Genomic DNA, 23,873 nt, shown 5'->3' with positions numbered 1-23,873 from the left:
TGAATTGAGCTAGTTCAATTCAAAATCTGGACGAAAATACGTCAAGGCGAATTTGATTTACAATTTGGAGGCGTTAGTATGACAAACGAAATGAATAATGAAAAACAATTTATTACGGGTCGTCCTATCGTCTCAATTTTTCACAATCCCCAAAATTTGTTTTCCATTATAAAACTAAAAATTAAATCCACTAATACAACCTACATAGAAAAAGAAATAATTGTAACCGGTTATTTTCCACAACTCGTATTAGAAGAATCATATAAATTTACTGGACTTGTAAAAAATCACCCTAAATATGGCGTGCAATTTCAAGTAGAGACCTTTCAAAAAGAAGTTCCTGCTACCGAACAAGGTATAGTCCATTATTTATCGAGTGATATGTTTCCTGGAATCGGCAGAAAAACAGCTGAACAAATTGTCAAAAAACTTGGTCAAAATGCCATCAATAGAATTCTAGATGACCCTGCTGTATTGGACATCATTCCAAGATTGGCAGAAGATAAAAAACAAACATTGAGAGCTGTTTTAGAACAAAATCTTGGCTTAGAAAAAGTGATGATTCAGTTGAATGAATGGGGGTTCGGTCCGCAAATCGCGATGAAAATATATCAAGCTTACCGAGAGGAAACGATTGATGTATTGACAAAGAACCCATATCGCCTTATCGAGGAAGTGGAAGGCGTTGGATTTATTCGGGCAGATGAACTGGGCTATAAACTTGGCATTCAAGGAAATCACCCTGATCGTATTAAAGCTGCCATTTTTCACTTATTGCAATCTGCATCATTAAGTGAAGGTCATGTATTTTTATATGCGGAGCAATTACTTGAATCTGTTAAAAGATTATTAGAAAGTGCACAAAGAGAAGAAATCACTTTCGAAGCGATAACGAAGTGCTGCTTCGAACTAGCCGAGGAAAGTCGAATTATTGGGGAAGTGAATCGTTTTTACATCCCTTCACTCTATTTTTCAGAAGTAGGGATAAGTTCTAAAATCGAAACGTTATTGAATGAAAATGATACTCATCATAAATTCCCCCTTGCAGAGATGAAAAAACACCTTGGAGGAATTGAAGAAAGATTAGGCGTCCAATATGCAACAACACAAGTTAAAGCGATCGAAACGGCTATAAATGCCAGCATGACTCTCTTAACAGGTGGACCTGGGACAGGGAAGACCACCGTCGTACGAGGAATAGTTGAATTATATGCAGAACTTCATGGACTTTCTTTAGAACCAAAAGAATGGGCAAAAGATAAAAAACCATTTCCTGTTGTACTGGCTGCACCCACTGGTAGAGCCGCAAAACGTTTAAGCGAATCTACCGGATTGCCAGCAATGACAATCCACCGCTTATTAGGGTTTAACGGCCAGGAAGATGCGGATTCTGAAGGAAAAGAAATTGAAGGAAAATTAATCATTATAGATGAAACTTCCATGCTAGATACTTGGCTTGGGCATCAATTATTAAAAGCTATTCCAAAAGATGCTCAAGTCATTTTTGTAGGGGACCAAGACCAGTTACCTCCTGTTGGACCAGGGCAGGTTTTAAAAGATTTATTAGCTTCTAAAAGAATCCCAACAGTCGAATTAATAGATATTTATCGCCAATCAGAAGGTTCTTCTATAATTGAGCTAGCCCACGAAATGAAAAAAGGAACTGTTCCGCAAACGCTATTAGACAAGACGAAAGATCGTTCATTTATTAAAGCTTCTACAGAACAAATTCCTAAAGTAGTAGAACAAGTGTTGAAAAGTGCTTTAGCAAAAGGACATTCGATAAGAGACATTCAAGTACTTGCGCCTATGTATAGAGGACCAGCTGGTATCGATGCGCTTAATAAAATGATGCAAGAAATGGTGAATCCAAATACAGATGGAAAACGAAAAGAAATGATATTTGGAGAAACGATTTACCGTATTGGCGACAAGGTATTGCAGCTTGTCAATCAGCCAGAAAGCAATGTGTTTAACGGAGACATGGGGGAAGTCGTAAGTATTTTCAAAGCCGCTGAAACAGTGGAGAAAAAGGAAATGCTAGTTATTTCGTTTGATGGCAATGAAGTGACGTATGAAAAGAATGATTTGAATCAAATTACTTTAGCATATTGTTGCTCCGTGCATAAATCCCAAGGTAGTGAATTTCAAACCGTGATTATGCCTGTCACCAGAAGTTATATGAAAATGCTTCGAAGAAATTTATTATATACAGGCATTACAAGAGCAAAGAACTTTTTAATATTATGTGGAGATCCCGAAGTTTTTAAGTTTGGAGTAGAACGTACCGATGATCTGCAACGATTAACAACGTTAAAAGATCGATTAACAGTCAGTGAGGAAAATAAGGAAAAAATAGATGAACAGAGAGAAAAAGTTATGGATGAAATAACAACAGAAACAACTTTCTTATCCGCAGAGAATTGCCATTTAATTGATCCGTTAACCGGGATGAATGGAATTTCCCCATATGATTTCTTAGAGATGGATAATTGACATCCGGTCGATAGTTTTTTATAATCAAATGCATAGAGCAAAATGATGACAGAGAAAGTACACTTGTTACCTGAAAAAGAGAAAGATTCCTTGGCTGAAAGAATCTTCAGAAACTAACAAGTTGGAAAGCTACTCTTGAGTGCAGCTAATACCTGCCGTTTAGCCGCGTTAAGGTTACTTGAGAGACACGACATGAATTGTTGTGTAACTAGGGTGGTACCGCGAGAATAACAGCTTTCGTCCCTTTTTTTAGGGATGAAGGCTTTTTTGATTTCATTTTATTAATTTAGGAGGAAAAATGTATGAAACAATTAACAGGTGCTCAAATTAGACAAATGTATTTAGACTTTTTTATCGAAAAAGGACATACCCAGGAACCATCTGCTCCACTTGTACCAATCAATGACCCATCACTATTATGGATTAATAGTGGTGTTGCTACGTTGAAGAAATACTTTGATGGGCGTGTAGTGCCGGAAAATCCACGTATTACAAATGCACAAAAGTCCATTCGTACAAATGACATTGAAAACGTAGGGAAAACAGCAAGACATCATACGTTTTTTGAAATGCTCGGAAATTTCTCGATTGGCGATTACTTCAAGAAAGAAGCGATTCATTTTGCTTGGGAATTCCTAACCGATGAAAAATGGATGGCATTCGAAGCTGAAAAATTATCTATAACGATTCATCCCGAAGACGAAGAAGCATATACTATTTGGAAGAATGAAATTGGTATTCCCGAAGAACGTATTATTCGATTAGAAGGAAACTTTTGGGATATTGGAGAAGGTCCAAGTGGTCCTAACTCCGAAATATTCTATGATCGTGGTGAATCATACGGGAATGATTTAAATGACCCTGAATTATATCCAGGTGGAGAAAATGAACGTTATTTAGAAATTTGGAACTTGGTATTTTCGCAATTCAACCATAATCCAGATAATACGTATACACCATTACCAAAACAGAATATTGATACGGGTATGGGATTAGAGCGCATGGCTTGTGTTGTTCAAAATGTACCAACCAATTTTGATACAGATTTATTTATCCCAATTATTCGTCAAACAGAAGTAATCTCTGGGAAATCATACAATACAACGGTTGAATATGATATTGCTTTCAAAGTAATTGCGGACCATATCCGTACCGTTGCTTTCGCTATTGGAGATGGTGCACTACCATCGAACGAAGGTAGAGGATATGTACTTAGAAGATTACTTCGCCGTGCGGTTCGTTTTGCAAAACAATTAGGAGTAGACCAACCGTTTTTATACGAGCTAGTTCCAGGCGTAGGTGAAATCATGAAAGATTTCTATCCGGAAGTAAAAGAAAAGCAAGACTTTATTATGCGAGTGATTAAAACAGAGGAAGAGCGTTTCCATGAAACACTTCACGATGGACTATCTATCTTAGAAAAAGTAATAGAGGAACAACGTGAAAAAGGAGAATCCTTTATCCCTGGTACAACAACATTTACGCTTTATGACACATATGGTTTCCCAATCGAATTAACGGAAGAATATGCAGAAGAAGCAAACATGTCGGTGGACCATGAAGGCTTTAAAAAAGAAATGGAAGCTCAGCGTAGTCGTGCACGTGCTGCTCGTCAAAATGTGGATTCTATGCAAGTACAATCCGAAGTTTTTAGTAAAATTCATGATGAAAGTGAATTTGTTGGCTATGAAACATTATCGATAGCAACGAAAATAACAACTATTATACAAGGTGAAGTATTAGCTAAGAGTGCAAATGAAGGGGATGAAATTCAAGTAGTCCTTTCCCAAACTCCTTTTTACGCAGAAAGTGGTGGTCAACTAGCTGATCATGGAACAATTGAAAACGATACATTTAGAGGTTTTGTAAAAGAAGTTCAAAAAGCGCCAAACGGGCAAAACTTACACACAGTTATCGTTGAATCTGGGGAATTAACAACTGGCGCGGAAGTTACAGCGACAGTGGATCGTATATTACGAGGTCATACGGTGAAAAATCACTCAGCTACCCATTTACTACACCAAGCATTAAAAGATGTACTTGGAACGCATGTAAACCAGGCAGGCTCCTATGTTGGGCCAGACCGTTTACGTTTTGACTTCTCTCACTTCGGACAAGTAACAAAAGAAGAATTAGAGCAAGTTGAACGAATTGTTAATGAAAAAGTATGGGAAAACATCCCTGTCCTTACTGGTTATCATAATATAGAAGAAGCAAAGAGTATGGGGGCAATGGCGTTATTCGGTGAAAAATACGGAGATGTCGTGCGTGTTGTTCGAATGGGTGAATTTTCACTTGAACTTTGTGGTGGTGTGCATGTAAAAAATACATCTGAAATTGGATTCTTTAAAATACTCTCAGAAAGTGGTATTGGAGCTGGGACAAGAAGAATAGAAGCGGTAACTGGTAAAGGTGCATTTGAGGTTGTAAAAGAAGAAGAGCATGCATTATTAGAAGCTTCTAACCTCTTGAAAGCTCAACCAAAAGATTTAGTTACCAAATTAACGCAAACATTGAATGAATTCAAAAGTATTCAAAGAGAGAATGAATCACTATCTGCGAAGATTGCAAACAACCAAGCTTCGTCTGTTTTATCTTCTGCTCAAACTATCAATGATATTACAGTCCTATCCGTTAAAGTGGAGGCAAAAGATAACAATCAATTACGCCAAATGATGGACGATTTAAAACAAAAACTTGAAAAAGCAGTTATTGTCCTTGGTGCAGTTGATGGAGAAAAAGTAATGATTTCTGCTGGGGTCACAAAAGATATTATCGGTGGAAACTATCACGCTGGAAATATCGTCAAACTTGTTGCGGAGCAGTGTGGCGGTAAAGGTGGAGGTAGACCAGATTTTGCAATGGCGGGAGCAAAAGATGGCAGCAAGCTAGAGATTGCTTTAAATTCTGTTTATGAATATATACGATCTGTTTAACTTTAGGAAAAAGAGAATTTCACTTGGCTTAAGATGCGTTGGAGTCTTATGATTCGTACAATCAACGTCAAAAGTTAGGTGCAATGTTTTTTGCTAACATTAACCATAGGAGTAAATCTACCTAGGCTTATTTGATACTATTTCCAATTTCGGTTATACTGTACAATAGATATGTAAGACTGCCTACTAAAACTGAAAGCGAGGTGCTGATCATGAATTCATTCGATAAAACGATGAAATTTAACTTCCCAGAAGAGTCTATGGAACAGGAAGTAAAACATGTGATGCTACAAGTTCACTCTGCACTAGAAGAAAAAGGATATAATTCAATTAATCAAATTGTTGGCTATCTACTATCTGGTGATCCAGCTTATATTCCTCGCCATCAAGACGCACGTAATATGATACGCAAATTAGAACGAGACGAAATCTTGGAAGAATTAGTGAAGTTCTACATTAAAAAAAATAATGAGGCTTAAGCATGCGAATAATGGGTTTAGATGTAGGTTCTAAGACTGTCGGGGTTGCAATTAGTGATGCGCTCGGATGGACTGCACAAGGAATTGAAACAATTAAAATTGATGAAGCAAACCTAGAATTTGGTCTAAAACGGATTGATGAACTCGTAAAAGAGCATACCGTCACCGAATTTGTTGTAGGTTTTCCAAAGAACATGAACAATAGTATTGGTCCACGTGCTGAAGCATCGGAACAATATGCAAAGTTGTTAACCGAAAAATTTCATTTTCCAGTTACAATGTGGGATGAAAGATTGACAACAATGGCTGCAGAACGTATGTTAATAGATGCAGATGTTAGCCGTAAAAAACGGAAACAAGTGATTGACAAGATGGCCGCTGTAATGATTTTACAAGGCTTTCTTGATAGAAAAAATAGATGAGGTGACTGCAAATGGACCACGGTCAAGAAAATATTACAGTTGTAGATGAAAATGGAAATGAGCAGCTTTGTAACGTATTATTTACTTTTGAATCAGAAGAATTCGGAAAGTCATATGTTCTTTATTACCCAATTGGTGCTGAGGAAGATGAAAATGAAGAAATAGAAATTCATGCATCTTCTTTCAGCCCTAATGAAAACGGAGAAGATGGCGAATTACTTCCAATTGAGACGGATCCTGAATGGGAAATGATCGAAGAAATGTTAAATACGTTTTTAGATGAAGAAGAAGACGAAGAAGAAGAATAATTATCATTTAAAAGGATGGAAAGAGGTCTCCTCATTCCTCCTTTTTCTTTTTGTATAAAGCTAGATGAGCCAACTCAAATAATTTTCGTTTAATAGTAATGACTACAAAACACAGTGTACTTAGCAAACCCAATTAATGCAATACGCCCGTTGATTTAGCCAACATCTGATTTGGAAAAATGGTAAGCTTTTACTTCCTTTGATCGTTTTAATTGGCTGCTAGGAACTCTGTAGATAGATTTGGCTCGGTGCTTATAAGCGCGTTTTAGGATCGGATAGACATTGCGTAGGTACTTATAGCGTCTTTTTAAGTGGACATGCCTTTGAAGGAGCTTATGAAAGACCAGGTGCTCTTAAAGGACGCTTGCGCTTTTCCTATTATCTTGTATAATAAAATGGAATTAAAGGGGGAGAACCCGTGGGAAATGAATCCAAAAAAGAAATTATGTTTAATCGAATGAAAAATAAGAAAAAAGAAGTGAAACTTGTTCGACGGATTGTATTTACTATCGCATTATTCCTTTTAATTGTTGGTGGAATAGGAGGATATGTCTCTTATAATTATGTGAAAAGTGCATTAAAACCGATGGATCCTAATTCTGATAAGGTGATCAATGTTCAAATTCCAATTGGTTCTGGTCTAGAATCAATTTCCTCTACACTTGAAAAAAATGGGATTATTAAAAATGCAAAGATATTTAAATACTATGCAAAATTTAAAAATGAATCGGACTTTCAAGCAGGAGATTACAATTTAACAAAATCGATGACACTTGATGAAATTATTAAGAGCTTAAAAACAGGGAAAGTATATCGTAAACCACTTTTTTCCATCACTATTCCAGAAGGATTAACGTTAGAACAAATTGGAGCAGTAGTTGAAAAGAAAACGAGCTATACTAAAGCGGAATTTTTAGGCCTTGTAACTAATGACGCATTTGTGGATCGAATGATGGTAAAATTTCCGAATTTATTAACAGAAGAAATAAAAGGGGAAAACGTACGGTATGCATTGGAAGGATATTTGTTTCCTGCCACCTATCCATTTTATGAAGACAAACCTTCCTTAGAAGAAATTGTGGAAACGATGTTAACTAATACAGACAAAATAATGTCCGGCTATGCCGAAATACTTCATTCAGAAGATAAATCAGTTCATTGGTTACTAACATTTTCTTCTTTATTGGAGGAAGAAGCAACTGCTCAGACGGACAGGGCATTGATTGCTAGTGTTTTTTATAATCGAATAAAAGCTAAAATGCCGTTACAAACGGATCCAACTGTATTATACGCACTTGGAAGTCATAAGGATCGAGTTCTTTTTGAAGATTTAGAAGTGGATAATCCCTACAATACGTATAAATTTCAAGGGTTGCCTCCAGGACCAATTGCAAATGCAGGGAAATCATCAATAGAAGCAGTATTGGATCCTTCCAAAACGGATTATTTATATTTCCTTGCGGATAAAGATGGAGAAAATCACTTTTCGAAGACATATGAAGAACATCTTAAAAATGTGGACAAATATTTGAAATAAATACTAGCAGGAGAAGGAATCATGTTGTATTCCTCCTCCTGCTGTGTTATGACTAACTGTGGTTTTTACTTTGCAGAAAATACTCTCTAAGTATGGTAACCGCATAAATTTACGCCAAGACGTAATTGATTTGTTTAAAAAAGGAGTAACTTTTATGGATCCAAAGGAAGATTATATTATAAAGCTTATAAAACCACGTGCGGATATTTTTATTGAAATGGAACAATACGCAAAGGAACATCATGTTCCAATCATGCAATTAACAGGAATAGAATCATTAATTCACTTGCTTTCGTTGCAAAAACCTAATTCACTTTTAGAACTCGGTACTGCCATTGGTTATTCTTCGATGCGCATTGCATCTAAATTAGAAAATGTAAATATTGTAACGATTGAAAGAGATAAAGAAAAAGTTGTGATTGCAAATCAATTCATCGAGCGAGCAAATTTGCAAAATCGTATCCAAGTCATTGAGGGTGATGCGTTGGAAATTTCCGATGATTTGTTTCAGGATACTCATTTTGATGCAATATTTATTGATGCGGCAAAAGGTCAATATAAAAAGTTTTTTGAAAAGTACGCACCATTTTTAAAAGATGGAGGCGTTATTTATTGTGATAATTTATTGTTAAATGGTTTATCCGACCTTCCGATGAGTGAAGTACCGAGAAGGAAAAGAACCATGGTACGAAATCAACATCAATTTACGGAGTGGTTGATAGATCATCCGGACTATGACACATCTTTCCTACCAGTTGGAGATGGCATGCTAATCAGCATAAAGAGGTGAAAAAATGAAAAAGACGGAACTTTTAGTAACTCCTACAAGCATCATTCATATGAAAGAATTAATCCAAGCAGGAGCAGATGCTTTCTTAGTGGGTGAGCAGTTTTTTGGTTTGCGACTTGCAGGAGAATTTTCTGTGGAAGATATTGAAGTTGCAACAAAACTAACAAAAGCGCATAATAAAAAAATATATGTAGCGATGAATGGGCTTTTTCATAATGATAAAGTAGATCTGTTGGCTCCCTATATCCAAAAAATGCAGAAGATTGGTGTCGATGCAATTGTATTTGGTGATCCTTCCGTTATTATAGCGAGAAGAGAAGCTGGAGTGGCAATTCCTCTTCACTGGAATACCGAACAAACTGCGACCAATTATTTTACTGCAAACTATTGGGGGCAACGTGGCGCAACAAGAGCTGTTCTTGCAAGAGAACTAAGTTTAGATGAAATAATAGAAGTCAAGGAAAATGCAGAAGTGCAAATCGAAGTACAAGTGCATGGAATGACATGTATTTTTCAATCGAAACGTGCGTTACTAGGTAATTATTTCTTATTTCAAGATAAAGCAATGGAAGTAGAAAATCGCTCCAAAAATAACAATATGTTTTTGCATGATAAAGAACGTTCGAACAAATATCCTATTTATGAGGATCAAAATGGTACACATATTTTTAGCCCTAACGATATGTGCATGATTGATGAATTAGACGACCTTTTAGATGCAGAAATAGATAGTTTAAAAATTGATGGTGTTCTACATGACCCTGCATATATCACAACAATAACGGGTTATTATCGCCAAGCGATTGATGCATTTTATGATTCACGATCTGCTTATAAAGAGATCAAAAAAGAACTTTACAAAAAAATAGAAGAAATACAACCACCACTAAGACCACTTGATACTGGATTTTTCTTTAAAGAAACGGTGTATTAAAGTAAGTGGAAAACGTCTAAAGGTGAGACAATAACTGAGTAAAAAGAGAACTTTCTTATCAGTTAAGAAAGGGAAGGTAACACGTGACAACAACAATAGATAAAATAAGTGAACAAATTGATGGCAAACGAGTGATCACCAAAAAGCCAGAACTATTAGCACCGGCGGGGAATTTAGAAAAGTTGAAAATTGCTGTGCATTATGGTGCAGATGCTGTCTTTATTGGTGGGCGAGAATTTGGTCTTCGATCGAATGCAGGGAATTTTTCGATCGAAGAAATGCGTGATGGCGTGGAATTTGCAAAAAGTTATGGAGCAAAGGTATATGTTACAACGAACATATTTGCTCACAATGAAAATATGGACGGCCTAGAAGAATATTTACAAGCAATTGAATCAGCTGGAATAACAGGTATTATTGTAGCGGATCCATTAATTATTGAAACTTGTCGAAACTCTGCTCCAAGATTAGAAATTCATCTAAGTACCCAACAATCTTTATCCAATTGGAAAGCAGTTCAATATTGGAAAGAAGAGGGATTACATCGTGTTGTGTTAGCAAGAGAAACAAGCGGTGATGAAATACAGCTAATGAAGGAAAAAGTAGATATCGAAATTGAAGCATTTATCCACGGTGCAATGTGTATTGCTTATAGTGGGAGATGTACGCTTTCCAATCATATGACTGCTCGCGATTCCAATCGTGGTGGTTGCTGTCAATCATGTCGTTGGGATTATGACTTGTATGAGCAACAAAACGGTGAGGAGCAGGCTTTATTTGAAGCAAATGACGTACCATTTGCAATGAGTCCTAAAGATTTAAAGCTTGTTGAGTCCATTCCAAGAATGATTGAACTAGGTATTGACTCATTGAAAATTGAAGGCCGCATGAAGTCGATTCACTATATAGCAACTGTTGTAAGTGTTTACCGTAAAGTAATTGATGTATACTGTGAAGATCCTGAAAACTTCAACATGCGAAAAGAATGGTTAGAAGAACTTGAAAAATGTGCTAATCGTGAAACGGACACGGCATTTTTTGAAGGGGAACCAGGTTTCGAACAACAGATGTATGGGGTACATGATAAAAAACTAGGATTTGACTTTGTGGGTCTTGTACTGGATTACAATGATGAAACCCAAATAGTTACTTTGCAACAGCGTAATTTTTTCAAACCTGGTGAAGAAGTGGAGTTTTTTGGACCAGAAATTGAAAATGTTCGAATAGTATTAAAAGAAATAACGAATGAAAAAGGACAACTATTGGATGCAGCAAGGCATCCATTAGAAATTGTACAATTCAAATGTCCGGTGAAATTGTATCCAAATAATATGATGAGAAAAGGGATGAAATAATGTCTAGTAGAACCCCTCTTATTATTGGGATTACTGGTGGTTCAGGTTCTGGTAAAACGAGCGTAACAAATGCAATAAGTGAAGTTTTTAAAAACCATTCTGTTGTTGTAATTGAGCAAGATTACTATTATAAAGATCAAAGTCATCTAAAGTTTGAAGAAAGATTAAATACAAATTATGATCATCCTTTAGCATTTGATAATGACTTACTGATTGAGCACATTCATAGATTGCTAAATAATTTAGCAATCGAAAAGCCAGTTTACGATTATGCACAGCATACTCGATCAAAAGAAACAATTGTAATTGAACCAAAAGATGTAATTATTTTAGAAGGAATATTAGTATTGGAAGATGAGCGACTTCGAAATTTAATGGATATAAAATTATTTGTCGATACGGATTCTGATTTGCGTATTATTCGTCGTATTTTGCGAGATATCCATGAAAGAGGACGCACTGTAGATTCAGTAGTAGACCAATATATTAATGTCGTTCGACCTATGCACAATCAATTCATTGAACCAACCAAGCGATATGCGGATGTAATTATCCCTGAGGGTGGTCAAAATGAGGTTGCGATAGATTTAATGGTTACAAAAATAAAAACTATTCTTGAAACTGATGTTATTGTGTAATATGATGATTGTGGATTGACAATTATTTCATGAAATTCATATCATTTAAAATCTCAGCATATGAATGGTACATGAATATGTTTAAGTGTGTATTTAAAGGAGTGTATGAGAGTGTCAACAGAGAAACAATATCCAATGACAGTTGCTGGTAAACAGAAGCTAGAAGATGAATTAGAACTACTAAAAACGGTTAAACGAAAAGAAGTAGTAGAACGTATTAAAATTGCAAGAAGCTTTGGCGATCTTTCGGAGAATTCTGAGTATGATTCTGCTAAAGAAGATCAAGCATTTGTAGAGGGAAGAATATCTACAATTGAATCGATGATCAGAAATGCGGTAATTATTGAAGAAGAAGAAAATAATGATGTAGTTTCCTTAGGGAAAACGGTAACATTTATTGAAATTCCCGATGGAGACGAAGAATCATACACAATTGTGGGTTCAGCGGAAGCAGATCCTATTGAGGGGCTAATTTCAAATGATTCCCCTATTGCAAGAGGCTTACTTGGAAAATCTACAGGAGATAAAGTGAAAATCACCACTCCTGGTGGAGAAATGGACGTTCAAATTATTTCGATATCTTAAATTTGAGAGGCAGTAAACATAATTGTTATGCACTCTACTGGTGAGAGCGTTTTCAACAGTTTGGGTGTAGCCTACATATTTAGATAGTAATTCACTACTGAGAGGTAAAATTATCGTTTACCTCAGACTGTAGACAAACTCGGTAAAAATCGAGTTTGTCTACAGTCATTTTTTTATAAAATAGAAAGTAGGAATAATCAAGCCCGAAAAAAGATTGCGTGATTCTTAAAAGAAAGTATATGGATTATCGTCCTGCGAAACCAGTGTTCATAGTACTATAAAGAATTAAATAATACCGCGGATTTCCGTTTCAGTGGACGCTTTCCGCGGGGTGAGCGATGAGCCATCACCGCCGCATTCGCGTCGTTGCGATGTCTCATCTGTCTCACAGAGGAACGAAGGCTAAGAGCGCCACATCGTGTGGCAACGCCTTCGTGACCAACATCCTGTTGGCCTCCGCTGAAGTCGCCACCTTTCACTACAATCCATTAAGTGAGTAGTACCTAACAAGAGGATTTTGACCAGCTATCGCTAAGAATCCATCAATAGTAAGGATTTATAGTATAATTTCAAGGATTAGATCTTTAGTTTTTTTAGTTTTACCGTACACAGTATACACGAATCAGTGGGTGTATCATTAGAGTAGGTGGTACTAGAGAAAAATAGATAGCATTCATTACTAAAGAAGAGCTGAGCGGACGAAATTGCATCTTCGTCCGCTTTTAAAAGAATAGGAAAGGATTTAGTCTCTCATTAACCAAAACAAATGCATTATGTCTTTACATATTTCAAGAAGGCGACGGACAAACAACCGCCACAAGATTACCGAAAAAAGTGGATTTAGAAGTGACGCAGTCACTTCTAAATCCACAAAAATTCCCGTGGTAATAGTGTATCCGATGTTTCGTCCAAAGCACTCTAGAAATAGAGAAGACAAAATGCACTTAATGGCAGCTAGCGTTTTTCTTATTAAGCGAAACAAAATGAGCTTTTTATTCGTCATATAAAATATACAAATTCATTAAGGGGGAATACTATGTCAAATTATAATAATAGACCGAATTCCAGATTAAACAAAAACAACCGGAAGAAAAAAGGGAACAACATTTTAAATATCCTTATAGGAGTCGTTTTACTATTAATTATTATAGTAGTTGTAAACATTGTAACGGATAAAGGAACGGACTCTGCAAAGGTAAAAGAGGAAGCACCTACCAACGAAGAAGTAAAATCTGAAGATGTAAGTGCTGACAACACAGACGAAGCAGATAAAGCAGCTATTCCAGCTGAAAGTAACGAAGTTGAAAAAGAAGCAAATAAGGAAATTCAAACGTCTTCAGTTGAAGAAGAGTCAAAAAATGAAGGGAATGTAGCGGTAGTTACTGAACCCTCGGATAATTCAAAAGTAGATGAGATCACGATCGACCCTACTTGGACACCTATTGGTACAACACAAACAGGTGAGCACGTCTCTAGTTATGACAAAGAATCGGTTGACTGGACTGAAAAAGTTAAAGCGCTATCGTATGGATCTGGATTAGATGCTTCTAATATGTATGTAAAGCATTTAGGTAATGGTGGAAGTCCACAAAAATCCGTAGGTACTGTTACATCAAAAGATGGGAAGGAAATTTATCGAATTCAATTAGAATGGATAGATGGACAAGGCTGGAAGCCAACGAAAAAAGAAAAACTAAAATCTCTAGATGACGCCTCTTGACGAAAGAGGCGTCTTTGACTTATTTTAAAAGGAGTGCTTTTTTTAAGAAAGGTGGAAACAAGATGAAAATTGCAGTAATTGGGGCAATGGAACAAGAAGTGGAATTATTAAGAGATGAAATTGAAAATGCGGAAACATCCATTATAGCAAATAGTGAATTTACAGTGGGTACATATAAAAACCAGGAAATTATTTTATTGAAAAGTGGTATTGGAAAAGTAAATGCTGCAATGACAACTTCTATCTTGTTAAATAAATTCAAACCTGAATATGTGATTAATACAGGCTCTGCTGGAGGTTATGATCCAGCTTTAGAGGTTGGAGCTATCGTTATTTCTGATGAGGTTCGACATCATGATGTAGATGTTACAGCATTTGGCTATGAAATAGGGCAAGTTCCACAGCTTCCAGCAGCTTTTAAAGCTGATGCTCATTTAATGAAACTTGCAGAAGAAGCGGTTAGAGAAATAGGAGAACACCAATCAGCAACAGGGTTAATTGCTACTGGTGATATTTTTATGCATAATCCTGAGAAAGTGGAAACTGTACGTAATAATTTTCCTCAAATGAAAGCGTGTGAAATGGAGGCAGCTGCAGTGGCACAAGTTTGCCATCAATTTGACGTGCCTTTTGTGGTAATACGTGCGTTATCAGATATTGCAGGAAAAGAATCTTCTATAAGTTTTGACGAATTTTTACCTGTTGCAGCAAAACATTCTACGGAAATAGTTTTGCGCGTCATAGAAAAATTATCAATTTTATAAGATCGATCAGTAAAGGAAAAAGTTCTGTAATATTTATTCATTCATATGTTATGATGGAAGTATAAAAAGGCTTTTGTAATATAGGAGGGATATTGTGATCTTTATCATGGCCATGTCTATTTTGATTACTGCAGTACTAGGTTTTATAATGATAGCAGAGACAAGCGAAGATTAATCCTCTAAGCTCTTTTGGTGTTAACATCAAAAGAGTTTTTTTCATGTATATAGGATTGATATAGTTTTACAAGCGCGCGCTTTTCAATTCTGGAGACGTAGCTTCTCGAAATTTTCAATTGTTTCGAAATCTCTTTTTGGGTCATCGGTTGATAACCTATAAGGCCGTAACGACGTACAATTATTTCTAACTCTCGTTTTTCTAAATTGGATAAATGCTTATATAATTTATTCATATCTTCTTGATCAACTAGTTGTTCATCTGTGCTTTTTTCAATACCTTGTAGTAAATCGGTAATTTCTAAAGAATGTCCGTCTTTATCCATACCTATTGGCTCATGTAAAGAGACATCTTTTTGAACTTTTTTTAGTGAGCGTAAATACATAAGTATCTCGTTTTCAATACATCTAGCTGCATAAGTAGCTAGCTTTGTTTTTTTGGTTGGTGTATAGCTATTTACTGCCTTCATTAATCCAATTGTACCTATTGAAATATAATCATCGAGAAGCTCATGTTTTGGGTGGAATTTTTTTACCACATGTGCCACTAATCGCATATTACGTTCTATCAGTTCATCTCTTGCTGTCATATCACCTGCTAGAAATCGATCAATCATTACTTTTTCTTCCTCAGGTGTAAAAGGCTGATGGAATGCCTGACCCTTTAAGTAACCTAAAACGAGCGGAAGTTCGGAGACAATTCCTATAAAAGCAGTAAAGAGACCAGAGATTGTGTTCACCTCCATCTATTTATAGGTTTAGTATATGTCGAAAAATGCGGGAATAGAACGTAGGAACAAGTATAAGCACTTATAAAAAGGAAAATACTGAGTTGTTAAATTTGGGGAAATAAAAAAACGACCGCAGTCGCAGCCGTTCAAGATGAAAAGTTAAATTTATACTTTTCTGAGGGTAAATGTACTAATCATTAAAAATGCAAATAGAATAAATAAGAACATGTAAGTTACCGGAGGAACGTAATTGATAGCAAAATAAGATAATGTTACGATGACACCTGCTACAGTAATTGGAAGTCCAGTAAAGTATCCATTAGGTTCTGAAATATTAAATCGTGCAAGTCTAAATGCGCCACAAGCAATATAAATTACGGTAATAATCATTCCAGCAACACTGAAATCTTTTAATACTAATGAATATATGAGCAATGCTGGAGCAACTCCAAAAGAAATGATGTCGCTCATCGAATCGAGTTGTTTACCCAATTCAGATTCAAGTTGAAATTTTCTAGCAACCATTCCATCAAATCGATCTAATAAACCAGCTACAAATATAAATAACACGCTATATGTGTAATGTCCATTCATTGTTGCCATAATTGCTGCACCACCAAAAGCAAGATTCGCAATCGTAATCATGTTTGCTGCCTGTGATTTCAATTTTTTTACTGTATTTATCATAACGTTTTGTAAATACATTGCAAATCACTCCTTTACAAATTATATATTTGTTCATTATACTTCGGTTAAGAAAAAATTGTAAGCTATTTTTCATGGGGAGATTAAAATGAGAGAAAAATTATACCAATCAATGATTGAATTAACGAACGGAAAGTGGACCTCCTATATTATCAAAGGATTTGCACAATCGAAATTGAGTAAAAAGATGATTCCATCTTATATTAAGTATTTTGATATAACAATAAAAGAAATATCGAATAATATCCAGGATTTCTCTACTTTACATGAATTCTTTATTCGAAATGTGACACAAGAATCAAGACCAGTTGCGCAATTAGAAAGCGCAGTGGTGAGCCCTGTGGATGCGAAAGTAGAAAAGTTCGGTAACATTTCGCTAGATGGTGTTTTTCATGTAAAAGGAAAATCTTATAAATTACAAGATATGCTAGGATCTGAAAAACTAGCAGATGCGTATGTAAATGGAAAATATATTGTTTTATATCTTAGTCCTGCTGAATATCATCGTATCCATGCACCTACCGATGCCAAGGTACTTAGACAGTATATCCTTGGGAGTAAATCATATCCAGTTAACAAATGGGGACTGCAGTATGGTAAAAATACGATAAGTGGTAACTATCGTTTATTAACTGAAATAGAAATGCCGAATACGAAAAATTGCTTTTTTATAAAAGTTGGAGCAATGTTTGTGAATTCGATCGAACTTACGAATACATCTAAAGATTGGTACAAAGGCGAGGAAGTGGGTTATTTTTCGTTTGGTTCAACGGTCGTTATGTTATTTTCGGAGGATAGTATAGAATTTGCTCCGACAGTTCAAGAAGGGAAGTTTATCCGAATGGGTGAGTTAGTAGCAAATATGCTATAATCGTTAAGGAAAAGCGCAAGGTCCTTGGAGAATAGACAGATACTTTGTAAAAAATATAATTTCTTATTGTTAAAAGAAAAGTGCCGAATTGGAGTGTTTGTTGTTGTATTCATATTTTATTCCAAATGAATTTGTAAGAAGTGTCTTTCATATTACACCAAAACTTTTGGAGGAAAAAGGTATCAAAGGTATTATTACCGATTTAGATAATACGTTAGTTGAATGGGATCGACCGGACGCAACACCCCAACTAATCGAATGGTTTGCATCAATGAAAGCTGCAGGTATTCAAGTAACAATCGTGTCAAATAATAAGGAAATGCGTGTTCAATCATTTGCTGATCCACTTGGTATTCCATATATTTATAAGGCTAAAAAACCGTTAGGAAAGGCTTTTCAACAAGCGTTGAAAAAGATGTCTGTAAAAAAAGAAGAAGTCGTTGTTATTGGAGATCAGCTTTTAACAGATGTATTTGGTGGAAATAGACAAAAGCTTCATACGATATTAGTTATTCCGGTAGCAAAATCGGATGGATTTATTACGAAGTTTAACCGTCTTGTAGAGCGAAGAATTTTTCGCTATTTAGATAAAAAAGGGCAAGTTACATGGGAGGAAGAAGCGTGACAGAAGCACCAAAATGTATCGGTTGTGGTACAACTATTCAAACAGAAAATATTGGGGATCCAGGTTATGCACCTGCATCTTCTTTAGAAAAAGATTTTATTATTTGTCAACGTTGTTTTCGGTTAAAAAATTACAACGAATTACAACCTGTTTCCTTAACTGATGACGATTTTTTACGTATATTAAATGGTTTAGGAACGCGAAAAGGATTGATTGTTAAAATCGTAGACATTTTTGATTTTAACGGAAGCTGGCTTCCTGGATTACACCGTTTTGTTGGAAATAATCCGATTCTATTAATCGCAAATAAGGCTGATTTACTTCCGAAATCAGTTAAGAAAAATAAAGTAATTAACTGGATGAAGCAGGAAGCGAAAAAATTAGGTCTTTCTCCTATCGACGTCCTTTTTGTTAGTGCACATAAAGGAACAGGAGTACCAGAAGCAATTGATGCAATTGAGCATTATAGAAAAGGTGAAGATGTTTATGTGGTAGGATGTACCAATGTTGGAAAGTCAACGTTTATCAATCGAATCATTAAACATGCGACTGGGGAGGATGCAGTTATCACAACTTCTCATTTCCCGGGCACAACGCTTGATATGATTGAGATTCCTTTAGACGATACAAAGGCATTGTATGATACGCCAGGAATTATTAATCATCATCAAATGGCACACTTCTTAGATCCGTCTGAACTTAAATTCATAACACCGAAAAAAGAAATTAAACCAAAAGTGTTCCAGTTAAATAGTGAACAAACATTATTCCTTGGTGGTTTATCTCGTTTTGATTTTATCAAAGGAAAAAGATCTGCATTTACTTGTCATATTGCAAATGAAATTCCGATTCATCGCACAAAGCTTGAAAATGCGGATAATTTATATAAAGAGCATAAAGGAAAGCTTTTATCTCCACCTTCTGAGCAGTTTGTGGATTTATTGCCGCCCTTAGTAAGACATGAATTTAAGATTAAAGATCCGAAAACGGATATTGTATTTTCTGGTCTTGGATGGATTACTGTTCAGCATGGCGATGTAATTGTTGCAGCGCATGCACCTGTAGGGGTAGAAGTTTCTATTCGTCCATCGCTTATTTAGGAGGAAATAGGATGAAAAAATGGTTTGCTGTAATTGGAAATCCGATCTCGCATTCATTATCTCCTTATATGCATGAAGCATGGCTTCAAGAAAGTAAGATAGATGCGAGTTATATTCCAATCCATGTAGAGGAAGGAAAGCTAGAAGAAGCAGTTAAAGGGCTCAAGCTTTTGGGATGCAGTGGTTGGAATGTTACAGTTCCTTATAAAAAGGAAATTATTCCTTTTTTAGATGAAATAGATGATTCTGCTAAAGGAATCGGAGCAGTAAATACGGTTGTGAAATCGGAAGATAATCGATTTATTGGGTATAATACAGATGGACTGGGTTTTATCCAGTCGCTTGGCCTAATTCCGCCCACTCCTCAAATATTATTGCTTGGGGCTGGTGGTGCAGCTCGGGGAATTGCACATGCATTAAAGCAATCCGGATTTAGAAATATTTTTATCGCAAATCGGACACGTGCAAATGCGGAACAATTAGTGAATGATTTGCAAATCGGACAAGCCATTGAATTGCATGAAGCGGAAGAACGTTTAGATGACTTTGATATTATTATTCAAACAACCCCTCAAGGGATGAAAAATCAAGAAAATACGTTGCCAATTCACCTCCATAAAATAAAAGAGCATGCAATTGTAGCGGATATTGTATATAATCCATTAGTTACCCCTTTTTTAGAGGAAGCAAATAAATATAATGTTCGCACAATCAATGGCTTAGGTATGCTCGTGCATCAAGGAGCCATCGCATTTTCTTATTGGAACGGAATAAAACCGAATTCAGATAAAATGGTGGAAAGATTAACAGAGCAATTAGGAGGAAATTATGTTAACAGGTAAACAAAAAAGATTTTTGCGTAGTCAAGCGCATCATCTGCAACCTATTTTTCAAGTAGGTAAAGGTGGCGTCAATGATGCAATGATCAAACAAATTGGTGAAGCACTTGAAGTTCGTGAATTGATTAAAATTAGTATTTTACAAAACTGTGAAGATGAAAAGCAAGATGTAGCGGAAGCACTTGCAAAAGGAACTAAAGCGGAACTGGTGCAGTTAATTGGCTTAACAGTTGTATTATACAAACCATCGAAAAATAATAAAAGAATCGAGTTGCCAAAAGCGAGTCGTGCATGAGTAAAAAAGTAGGGATATTAGGTGGCACATTTAATCCACCACATATTGGTCATTTAATCATTGCGAATGAAGTGCTATCAGCATTGAATTTAGATGAATTACGATTTATGCCAAACGCTACCCCTCCTCATAAAAAGAAGGACGAGCGTGTTTCAGAAGTTGAGAGACTGAAAATGGTGCAACTGGCTATTAAAGATGTTCCGAAAATGGCTGTGGAAACGATTGAAATGGATCGTGGTGGCACATCCTATACATTTGATACAATGGAACTTTTACAAGCGAGAGAGCCATCTACAACGTTCTTTTTCATTATTGGTGGAGATCAAGTCGAGTATTTATCTAAATGGTATCGAATTAACGAGCTTGTAGAAAAAGTGCAAATAGTGGGAGTCCCTAGACCAAATACTTCGATTGAAACTGCATATCCTATTATTAAATTGGCGATCCCTCAAATTGAATTATCTTCAACCCTTATACGAAATCGAATGGAGAATGGAAAGACAACTATGTTTCTCATTCCTGAATTAGTAAGAGATTTCATTCAGAAGGAGAAGTTATATGAAATTCGATAATCTTTTGGAACAAATGAAAGACCGAATGCCATTAAAACGTTTTGAGCATACAAAAGGTGTGGCAACAACAGCTGTTCGTTTGGCTCAGAAATATGGAGAAGATCCAGAACATGCTGAAATTGCTGGGATTTTGCATGATGTAGTGAAATTTGCGGATAAAGAATGGTTAAAGCAAATGATTATTTCAGCGCACTTAGACCCACTTCTATTAGCATTTCATCCTGAATTATGGCATGGTCCAGTTGGAAGTATAGTTGCTAAAAATGAGTTTCTGATCGAGGATGAAGACATTCTCCATGCTATTCGTTTTCATACCACTGGAAGAGCAGGGATGTCCAATTTAGAGAAGATTATTTATATCTCGGATATGATAGAGCCAGGTAGGAAATTTCCTGGGGTAGAATTTTTAAGAGAAAAAGCTGAAATAGATTTAGAAGAAGCAATGATTAGTTGCTTGGTGCATAGTATTACATTTTTGATTGAAAAAAAACAACCGGTATTTCCGGATTCATTTCATTGTTACAATGACTTGATGCAAAAGAGAGGAAAAGTGAAGGAATGAATTCTTCAACATTATTAGAAATAGCTTATAAAGCAGCCGACGACAAACGTGCAGATGATATAGTTGTACTTAATATGCAGGGGGTATCGTTACTTGCGGATTATTTTTTAATCTGTCATGCAAGTTCAGATCGACAAGTGCAAGCTATTGCAAAAGAACTTTCAGAACAAGCGACTATCGCTGGGTATAATGTCAAACGTTTAGAAGGTTTTGATGAAGCACGCTGGATTTTAGTTGATATGGGAGATGTTGTTGCACATGTTTTCCATAAAGATGAGCGTTCTTATTACAATTTAGAACGTCTTTGGGGAGATGCACCAATGATTGAAGTTGGAATAGATGCATAATGGCAATGTACGACCGGTTTGCATTTATCTATGATCGATTGATGTCAGATATACCATATGCAAAGTACGCAGAATGGGTGCAAAAAGAAGCACCCCCTTCTGCTGGTACTAAGTTAGTCGATATCGGCTGTGGTACGGGTGTATTAAGCGTACAATTTGCTAAAGCAGGTTATGAGGTACTTGGTGTTGATTTATCTGAGGCTATGCTGACAATTGCTCAAAATCGTAGCGCCGAAAATAATACATCTATATCGTTTATTTGTCAGTCCATGGTTGAATTAGATGGCGTTGAAGAAATGGATGTAGCGGTTGTTGCAATTGATTCTTTAAATTATTTAAATACTTTAGAAGAGGTTGAGCAAACGTTTCATCATATTTTTCGTTCGCTTGTGAAAGGCGGTCAATTGTTCTTTGATGTCCACTCACTTTATAAAATGGATGTGATCTATCCAGACGGACCTTTTACTTATGAGGATGACCAGGTTGCATACATCTGGAATACTGATTTAGGAGAAGATCAACATTCCATTTATCATGATATTACGTTTTTTGTTCGTGATGAAGCAGGTTATTATGAACGATTTGAAGAGTCACATTATCAGCAGACATTTCCAATAGAGAAGTATGAAAACCTTCTGAAAAAGGTTGGATTCTCTTCTGTTTTTGTTTCTACTTCTATTTTTGAGGAACAATCGAAAGAGGAAGTAGAAAGATTTTTTATCCACGCAGTAAAATAATCCTTTCCAAATAGGGGTAAATTTAGTATAGTTTCTTTAACTCCATATAATTTACCTCTTATTTTGAGAGGATGATATTACTGGTTCTTTCTTTTTTTCAAAAATACAAGAAACAACTATTGCTCCCAACGATTGTTGTTATTGTCGTAATTTTTTTCTTTATAAACTCCCAACTCAGATCAGCAAATCCCACAGCTGAAATTATTCAACCTATCCCATTTCATGAATCATTCCAAGTAGAAGAAGCATTAATTGAATATGAAGAAGATACGCGTATATTTGTCGAAGTAAAAGGCGCAGTCTATAAGCCAGGGGTCTATGAACTTTTAACTGGAGATAGGGTCTTAAAAGCAATTGAGCTTGCAGGCGGCTATTTACCAACGAGCGATAGTAAAGGCATTAATCATGCACAAAAAGTGGAAGATGAAATGGTTATTTATGTCCCTGTAGAAGGAGAAGAAACAGAGGAGGTACTTAGCCAATCCGTAAATCCACAAGTAGAGCGTTCGAGCTTAGTTAATATTAATAAAGCTGATGCAATGATACTGACAACTTTACCAGGTATTGGACCAGCAAAAGCAGAAGCAATTATTGCTTATCGAGATGAATCAGGCTTATTTAAAGAAACACAAGATTTAATGAAAGTAACAGGCATCGGTAAAAAAACATTTGAGAAACTAGAATCGCTCATAACTGTGAAGTAAATAATTGTGATGTTGACGTTTGATTGTACAAACTACTAAACTAAGAGAAGTATTCATTTAGGGGGTAGTTATATGGAGCGTATTACTTGGGACCAGTTTTTCATGGCACAGAGCCATTTACTTGCTTTAAGAAGTACATGTATACGATTAGCGGTTGGAGCAACCATCGTACGAGATCGTCGAATTATGGCAGCCGGATATAACGGGTCTATTTCAGGTGGCGACCATTGTATCGATCATGGTTGTTATGTTGTAGATAATCATTGCGTGCGTACAATTCACGCGGAAATGAACGCTCTTTTGCAATGTGCTAAGTATGGTATATCGATAAGTGGAGCAGATTTATATGTCACGCATTTTCCTTGTTTGCCATGCACAAAATCAATTATACAAGCGGGAATTTCTCGACTCTATTATGCACAGAATTATAAAAATAACGAGTATGCTATGAAGTTGTTAGTGCAAGCAGATGTAGAGGTTATCCATGTGCCATTTGACGAGCGTAAAATTGACTTCTTAAGTGATGAAAAAGTTGCCCTTTATACAGAGCTAATATCAAAACTTCGTGAGAAAGGAGCAAGTAAGGAAGAATTGGCACCTTATGAAGAGAAGGTGACAGAATTATTCGGACTTTAGTTATAAAAGGA

At 36.0% G+C, this 23,873-nt stretch carries 26 protein-coding genes and 1 other annotated feature; of the genes, 24 read left to right on the top strand and 2 right to left on the bottom strand.

The window, feature by feature from the left end; all coding sequences use genetic code 11:
- The first annotated feature begins 78 nt into the window (after window positions 1-78).
- From ACEPXG_RS10955 to mtnN, 13 genes are all read left to right on the top strand, one after another.
- Window positions 79-2,496: an ATP-dependent RecD-like DNA helicase gene (locus ACEPXG_RS10955; RefSeq protein ID WP_391202067.1), complete on the top strand. Its 2,418-nt coding sequence runs from the start codon at window positions 79-81 to the stop codon at window positions 2,494-2,496.
- Window positions 2,497-2,532: 36 nt separating this feature from the next.
- Window positions 2,533-2,744: a binding site (T-box leader), on the top strand.
- Window positions 2,745-2,798: 54 nt separating this feature from the next.
- Window positions 2,799-5,432, top strand: a complete 2,634-nt coding sequence (gene alaS / locus ACEPXG_RS10950) for an alanine--tRNA ligase (protein ID WP_391202064.1) — start codon at window positions 2,799-2,801, stop codon at window positions 5,430-5,432.
- A 212-nt stretch (window positions 5,433-5,644) separates the two neighbouring features.
- Complete coding sequence (locus ACEPXG_RS10945) at window positions 5,645-5,911, top strand: IreB family regulatory phosphoprotein (RefSeq protein WP_151700430.1); 267 nt, start codon at window positions 5,645-5,647, stop codon at window positions 5,909-5,911.
- Window positions 5,912-5,913: 2 nt separating this feature from the next.
- Window positions 5,914-6,333, top strand: coding sequence for a Holliday junction resolvase RuvX (gene ruvX / locus ACEPXG_RS10940; RefSeq protein ID WP_151700429.1), 420 nt, complete (start codon window positions 5,914-5,916; stop codon window positions 6,331-6,333).
- A gap of 11 nt (window positions 6,334-6,344) precedes the next feature.
- A complete protein-coding gene (locus ACEPXG_RS10935; RefSeq protein ID WP_391202060.1) occupies window positions 6,345-6,641 on the top strand; it encodes a DUF1292 domain-containing protein in 297 nt (98 codons plus the stop codon).
- 418 nt (window positions 6,642-7,059) lie between these two features.
- The gene (gene mltG, locus ACEPXG_RS10930; RefSeq protein WP_391202057.1) at window positions 7,060-8,178 is read left to right on the top strand and encodes an endolytic transglycosylase MltG; all 1,119 of its coding nucleotides are present in this window, start codon (window positions 7,060-7,062) and stop codon (window positions 8,176-8,178) included.
- A gap of 154 nt (window positions 8,179-8,332) precedes the next feature.
- Complete coding sequence (locus tag ACEPXG_RS10925) at window positions 8,333-8,968, top strand: O-methyltransferase (protein ID WP_391202054.1); 636 nt, start codon at window positions 8,333-8,335, stop codon at window positions 8,966-8,968.
- Between the two features lie 4 nt (window positions 8,969-8,972).
- Window positions 8,973-9,902 carry a peptidase U32 family protein gene (locus tag ACEPXG_RS10920; protein WP_391202051.1) on the top strand — a complete coding sequence of 310 codons (930 nt, stop codon included), beginning with the start codon at window positions 8,973-8,975 and terminating at the stop codon, window positions 9,900-9,902.
- Window positions 9,903-9,985: 83 nt separating this feature from the next.
- On the top strand, window positions 9,986-11,257 hold the full coding sequence (locus ACEPXG_RS10915) for a peptidase U32 family protein (RefSeq protein WP_391202048.1): 1,272 nt from the start codon (window positions 9,986-9,988) through the stop codon (window positions 11,255-11,257).
- Entirely contained in the window at window positions 11,257-11,895 is a 639-nt protein-coding gene (gene udk / locus ACEPXG_RS10910) for a uridine kinase (RefSeq protein WP_391202045.1), read from the top strand. The genes ACEPXG_RS10915 and udk overlap by 1 nt, the downstream gene beginning before the upstream one ends.
- A 111-nt stretch (window positions 11,896-12,006) precedes the next feature.
- Complete coding sequence (greA, locus tag ACEPXG_RS10905; RefSeq protein ID WP_391116136.1) at window positions 12,007-12,480, top strand: transcription elongation factor GreA; 474 nt, start codon at window positions 12,007-12,009, stop codon at window positions 12,478-12,480.
- Between the two features lie 1,036 nt (window positions 12,481-13,516).
- Window positions 13,517-14,200, top strand: a complete 684-nt coding sequence (locus tag ACEPXG_RS10900) for a YrrS family protein (RefSeq protein WP_391202042.1) — start codon at window positions 13,517-13,519, stop codon at window positions 14,198-14,200.
- A gap of 62 nt (window positions 14,201-14,262) precedes the next feature.
- Window positions 14,263-14,964 carry a 5'-methylthioadenosine/S-adenosylhomocysteine nucleosidase gene (mtnN, locus tag ACEPXG_RS10895; RefSeq protein WP_391202039.1) on the top strand — a complete coding sequence of 234 codons (702 nt, stop codon included), beginning with the start codon at window positions 14,263-14,265 and terminating at the stop codon, window positions 14,962-14,964.
- A 179-nt stretch (window positions 14,965-15,143) separates the two neighbouring features.
- On the opposite strand, the gene sigK is transcribed toward mtnN, so the two are convergent.
- Window positions 15,144-15,869: an RNA polymerase sporulation sigma factor SigK gene (gene sigK, locus ACEPXG_RS10890; RefSeq protein WP_391123198.1), complete on the bottom strand. Its 726-nt coding sequence runs from the start codon at window positions 15,867-15,869 to the stop codon at window positions 15,144-15,146.
- 165 nt (window positions 15,870-16,034) lie between these two features.
- The gene (gene pssA, locus ACEPXG_RS10885; RefSeq protein ID WP_391116133.1) at window positions 16,035-16,574 is read right to left on the bottom strand and encodes a CDP-diacylglycerol--serine O-phosphatidyltransferase; all 540 of its coding nucleotides are present in this window, start codon (window positions 16,572-16,574) and stop codon (window positions 16,035-16,037) included.
- Between the two features lie 88 nt (window positions 16,575-16,662).
- On the opposite strand from pssA, the gene ACEPXG_RS10880 reads away from it, so the two are divergent.
- The 11 genes from ACEPXG_RS10880 (at window position 16,663) to ACEPXG_RS10830 (ending at window position 23,862) form a co-directional block, all read left to right on the top strand.
- Window positions 16,663-17,445, top strand: coding sequence for a phosphatidylserine decarboxylase (locus ACEPXG_RS10880; protein ID WP_391202036.1), 783 nt, complete (start codon window positions 16,663-16,665; stop codon window positions 17,443-17,445).
- Window positions 17,446-17,545: 100 nt separating this feature from the next.
- Window positions 17,546-18,070, top strand: a complete 525-nt coding sequence (locus ACEPXG_RS10875; protein WP_391202033.1) for a YqeG family HAD IIIA-type phosphatase — start codon at window positions 17,546-17,548, stop codon at window positions 18,068-18,070.
- Complete coding sequence (gene yqeH / locus ACEPXG_RS10870; RefSeq protein WP_391116130.1) at window positions 18,067-19,170, top strand: ribosome biogenesis GTPase YqeH; 1,104 nt, start codon at window positions 18,067-18,069, stop codon at window positions 19,168-19,170. Before ACEPXG_RS10875 ends, yqeH begins: the two co-directional genes overlap by 4 nt.
- 11 nt (window positions 19,171-19,181) lie before the next feature.
- The gene (aroE, locus tag ACEPXG_RS10865) at window positions 19,182-20,012 is read left to right on the top strand and encodes a shikimate dehydrogenase (protein ID WP_391202030.1); all 831 of its coding nucleotides are present in this window, start codon (window positions 19,182-19,184) and stop codon (window positions 20,010-20,012) included.
- The gene (gene yhbY, locus ACEPXG_RS10860) at window positions 19,999-20,304 is read left to right on the top strand and encodes a ribosome assembly RNA-binding protein YhbY (protein ID WP_151700414.1); all 306 of its coding nucleotides are present in this window, start codon (window positions 19,999-20,001) and stop codon (window positions 20,302-20,304) included. Before aroE ends, yhbY begins: the two co-directional genes overlap by 14 nt.
- Window positions 20,301-20,876 (top strand): nicotinate-nucleotide adenylyltransferase, encoded by a 576-nt coding sequence (locus ACEPXG_RS10855; protein ID WP_391202026.1) that lies wholly within the window; start codon window positions 20,301-20,303, stop codon window positions 20,874-20,876. Before yhbY ends, ACEPXG_RS10855 begins: the two co-directional genes overlap by 4 nt.
- Window positions 20,863-21,438: a bis(5'-nucleosyl)-tetraphosphatase (symmetrical) YqeK gene (yqeK, locus tag ACEPXG_RS10850; protein ID WP_391202023.1), complete on the top strand. Its 576-nt coding sequence runs from the start codon at window positions 20,863-20,865 to the stop codon at window positions 21,436-21,438. The genes ACEPXG_RS10855 and yqeK overlap by 14 nt, the downstream gene beginning before the upstream one ends.
- Entirely contained in the window at window positions 21,435-21,785 is a 351-nt protein-coding gene (gene rsfS, locus ACEPXG_RS10845) for a ribosome silencing factor (RefSeq protein ID WP_151700411.1), read from the top strand. The genes yqeK and rsfS overlap by 4 nt, the downstream gene beginning before the upstream one ends.
- On the top strand, window positions 21,785-22,522 hold the full coding sequence (locus ACEPXG_RS10840) for a class I SAM-dependent DNA methyltransferase (protein WP_391202020.1): 738 nt from the start codon (window positions 21,785-21,787) through the stop codon (window positions 22,520-22,522). The genes rsfS and ACEPXG_RS10840 overlap by 1 nt, the downstream gene beginning before the upstream one ends.
- 71 nt (window positions 22,523-22,593) lie before the next feature.
- A complete protein-coding gene (locus tag ACEPXG_RS10835; protein WP_391202017.1) occupies window positions 22,594-23,226 on the top strand; it encodes a helix-hairpin-helix domain-containing protein in 633 nt (210 codons plus the stop codon).
- A gap of 72 nt (window positions 23,227-23,298) precedes the next feature.
- Window positions 23,299-23,862: a ComE operon protein 2 gene (locus tag ACEPXG_RS10830; RefSeq protein ID WP_391202014.1), complete on the top strand. Its 564-nt coding sequence runs from the start codon at window positions 23,299-23,301 to the stop codon at window positions 23,860-23,862.
- The last annotated feature ends 11 nt before the right edge of the window (window positions 23,863-23,873 follow it).

This window comes from Psychrobacillus sp. L4, assembly GCF_042944905.1.
Lineage (GTDB): Bacteria > Bacillota > Bacilli > Bacillales_A > Planococcaceae > Psychrobacillus.
Note: the sequence above shows the minus strand (reverse complement) of the source record. Positions and strands in the feature narration are given on the sequence as shown.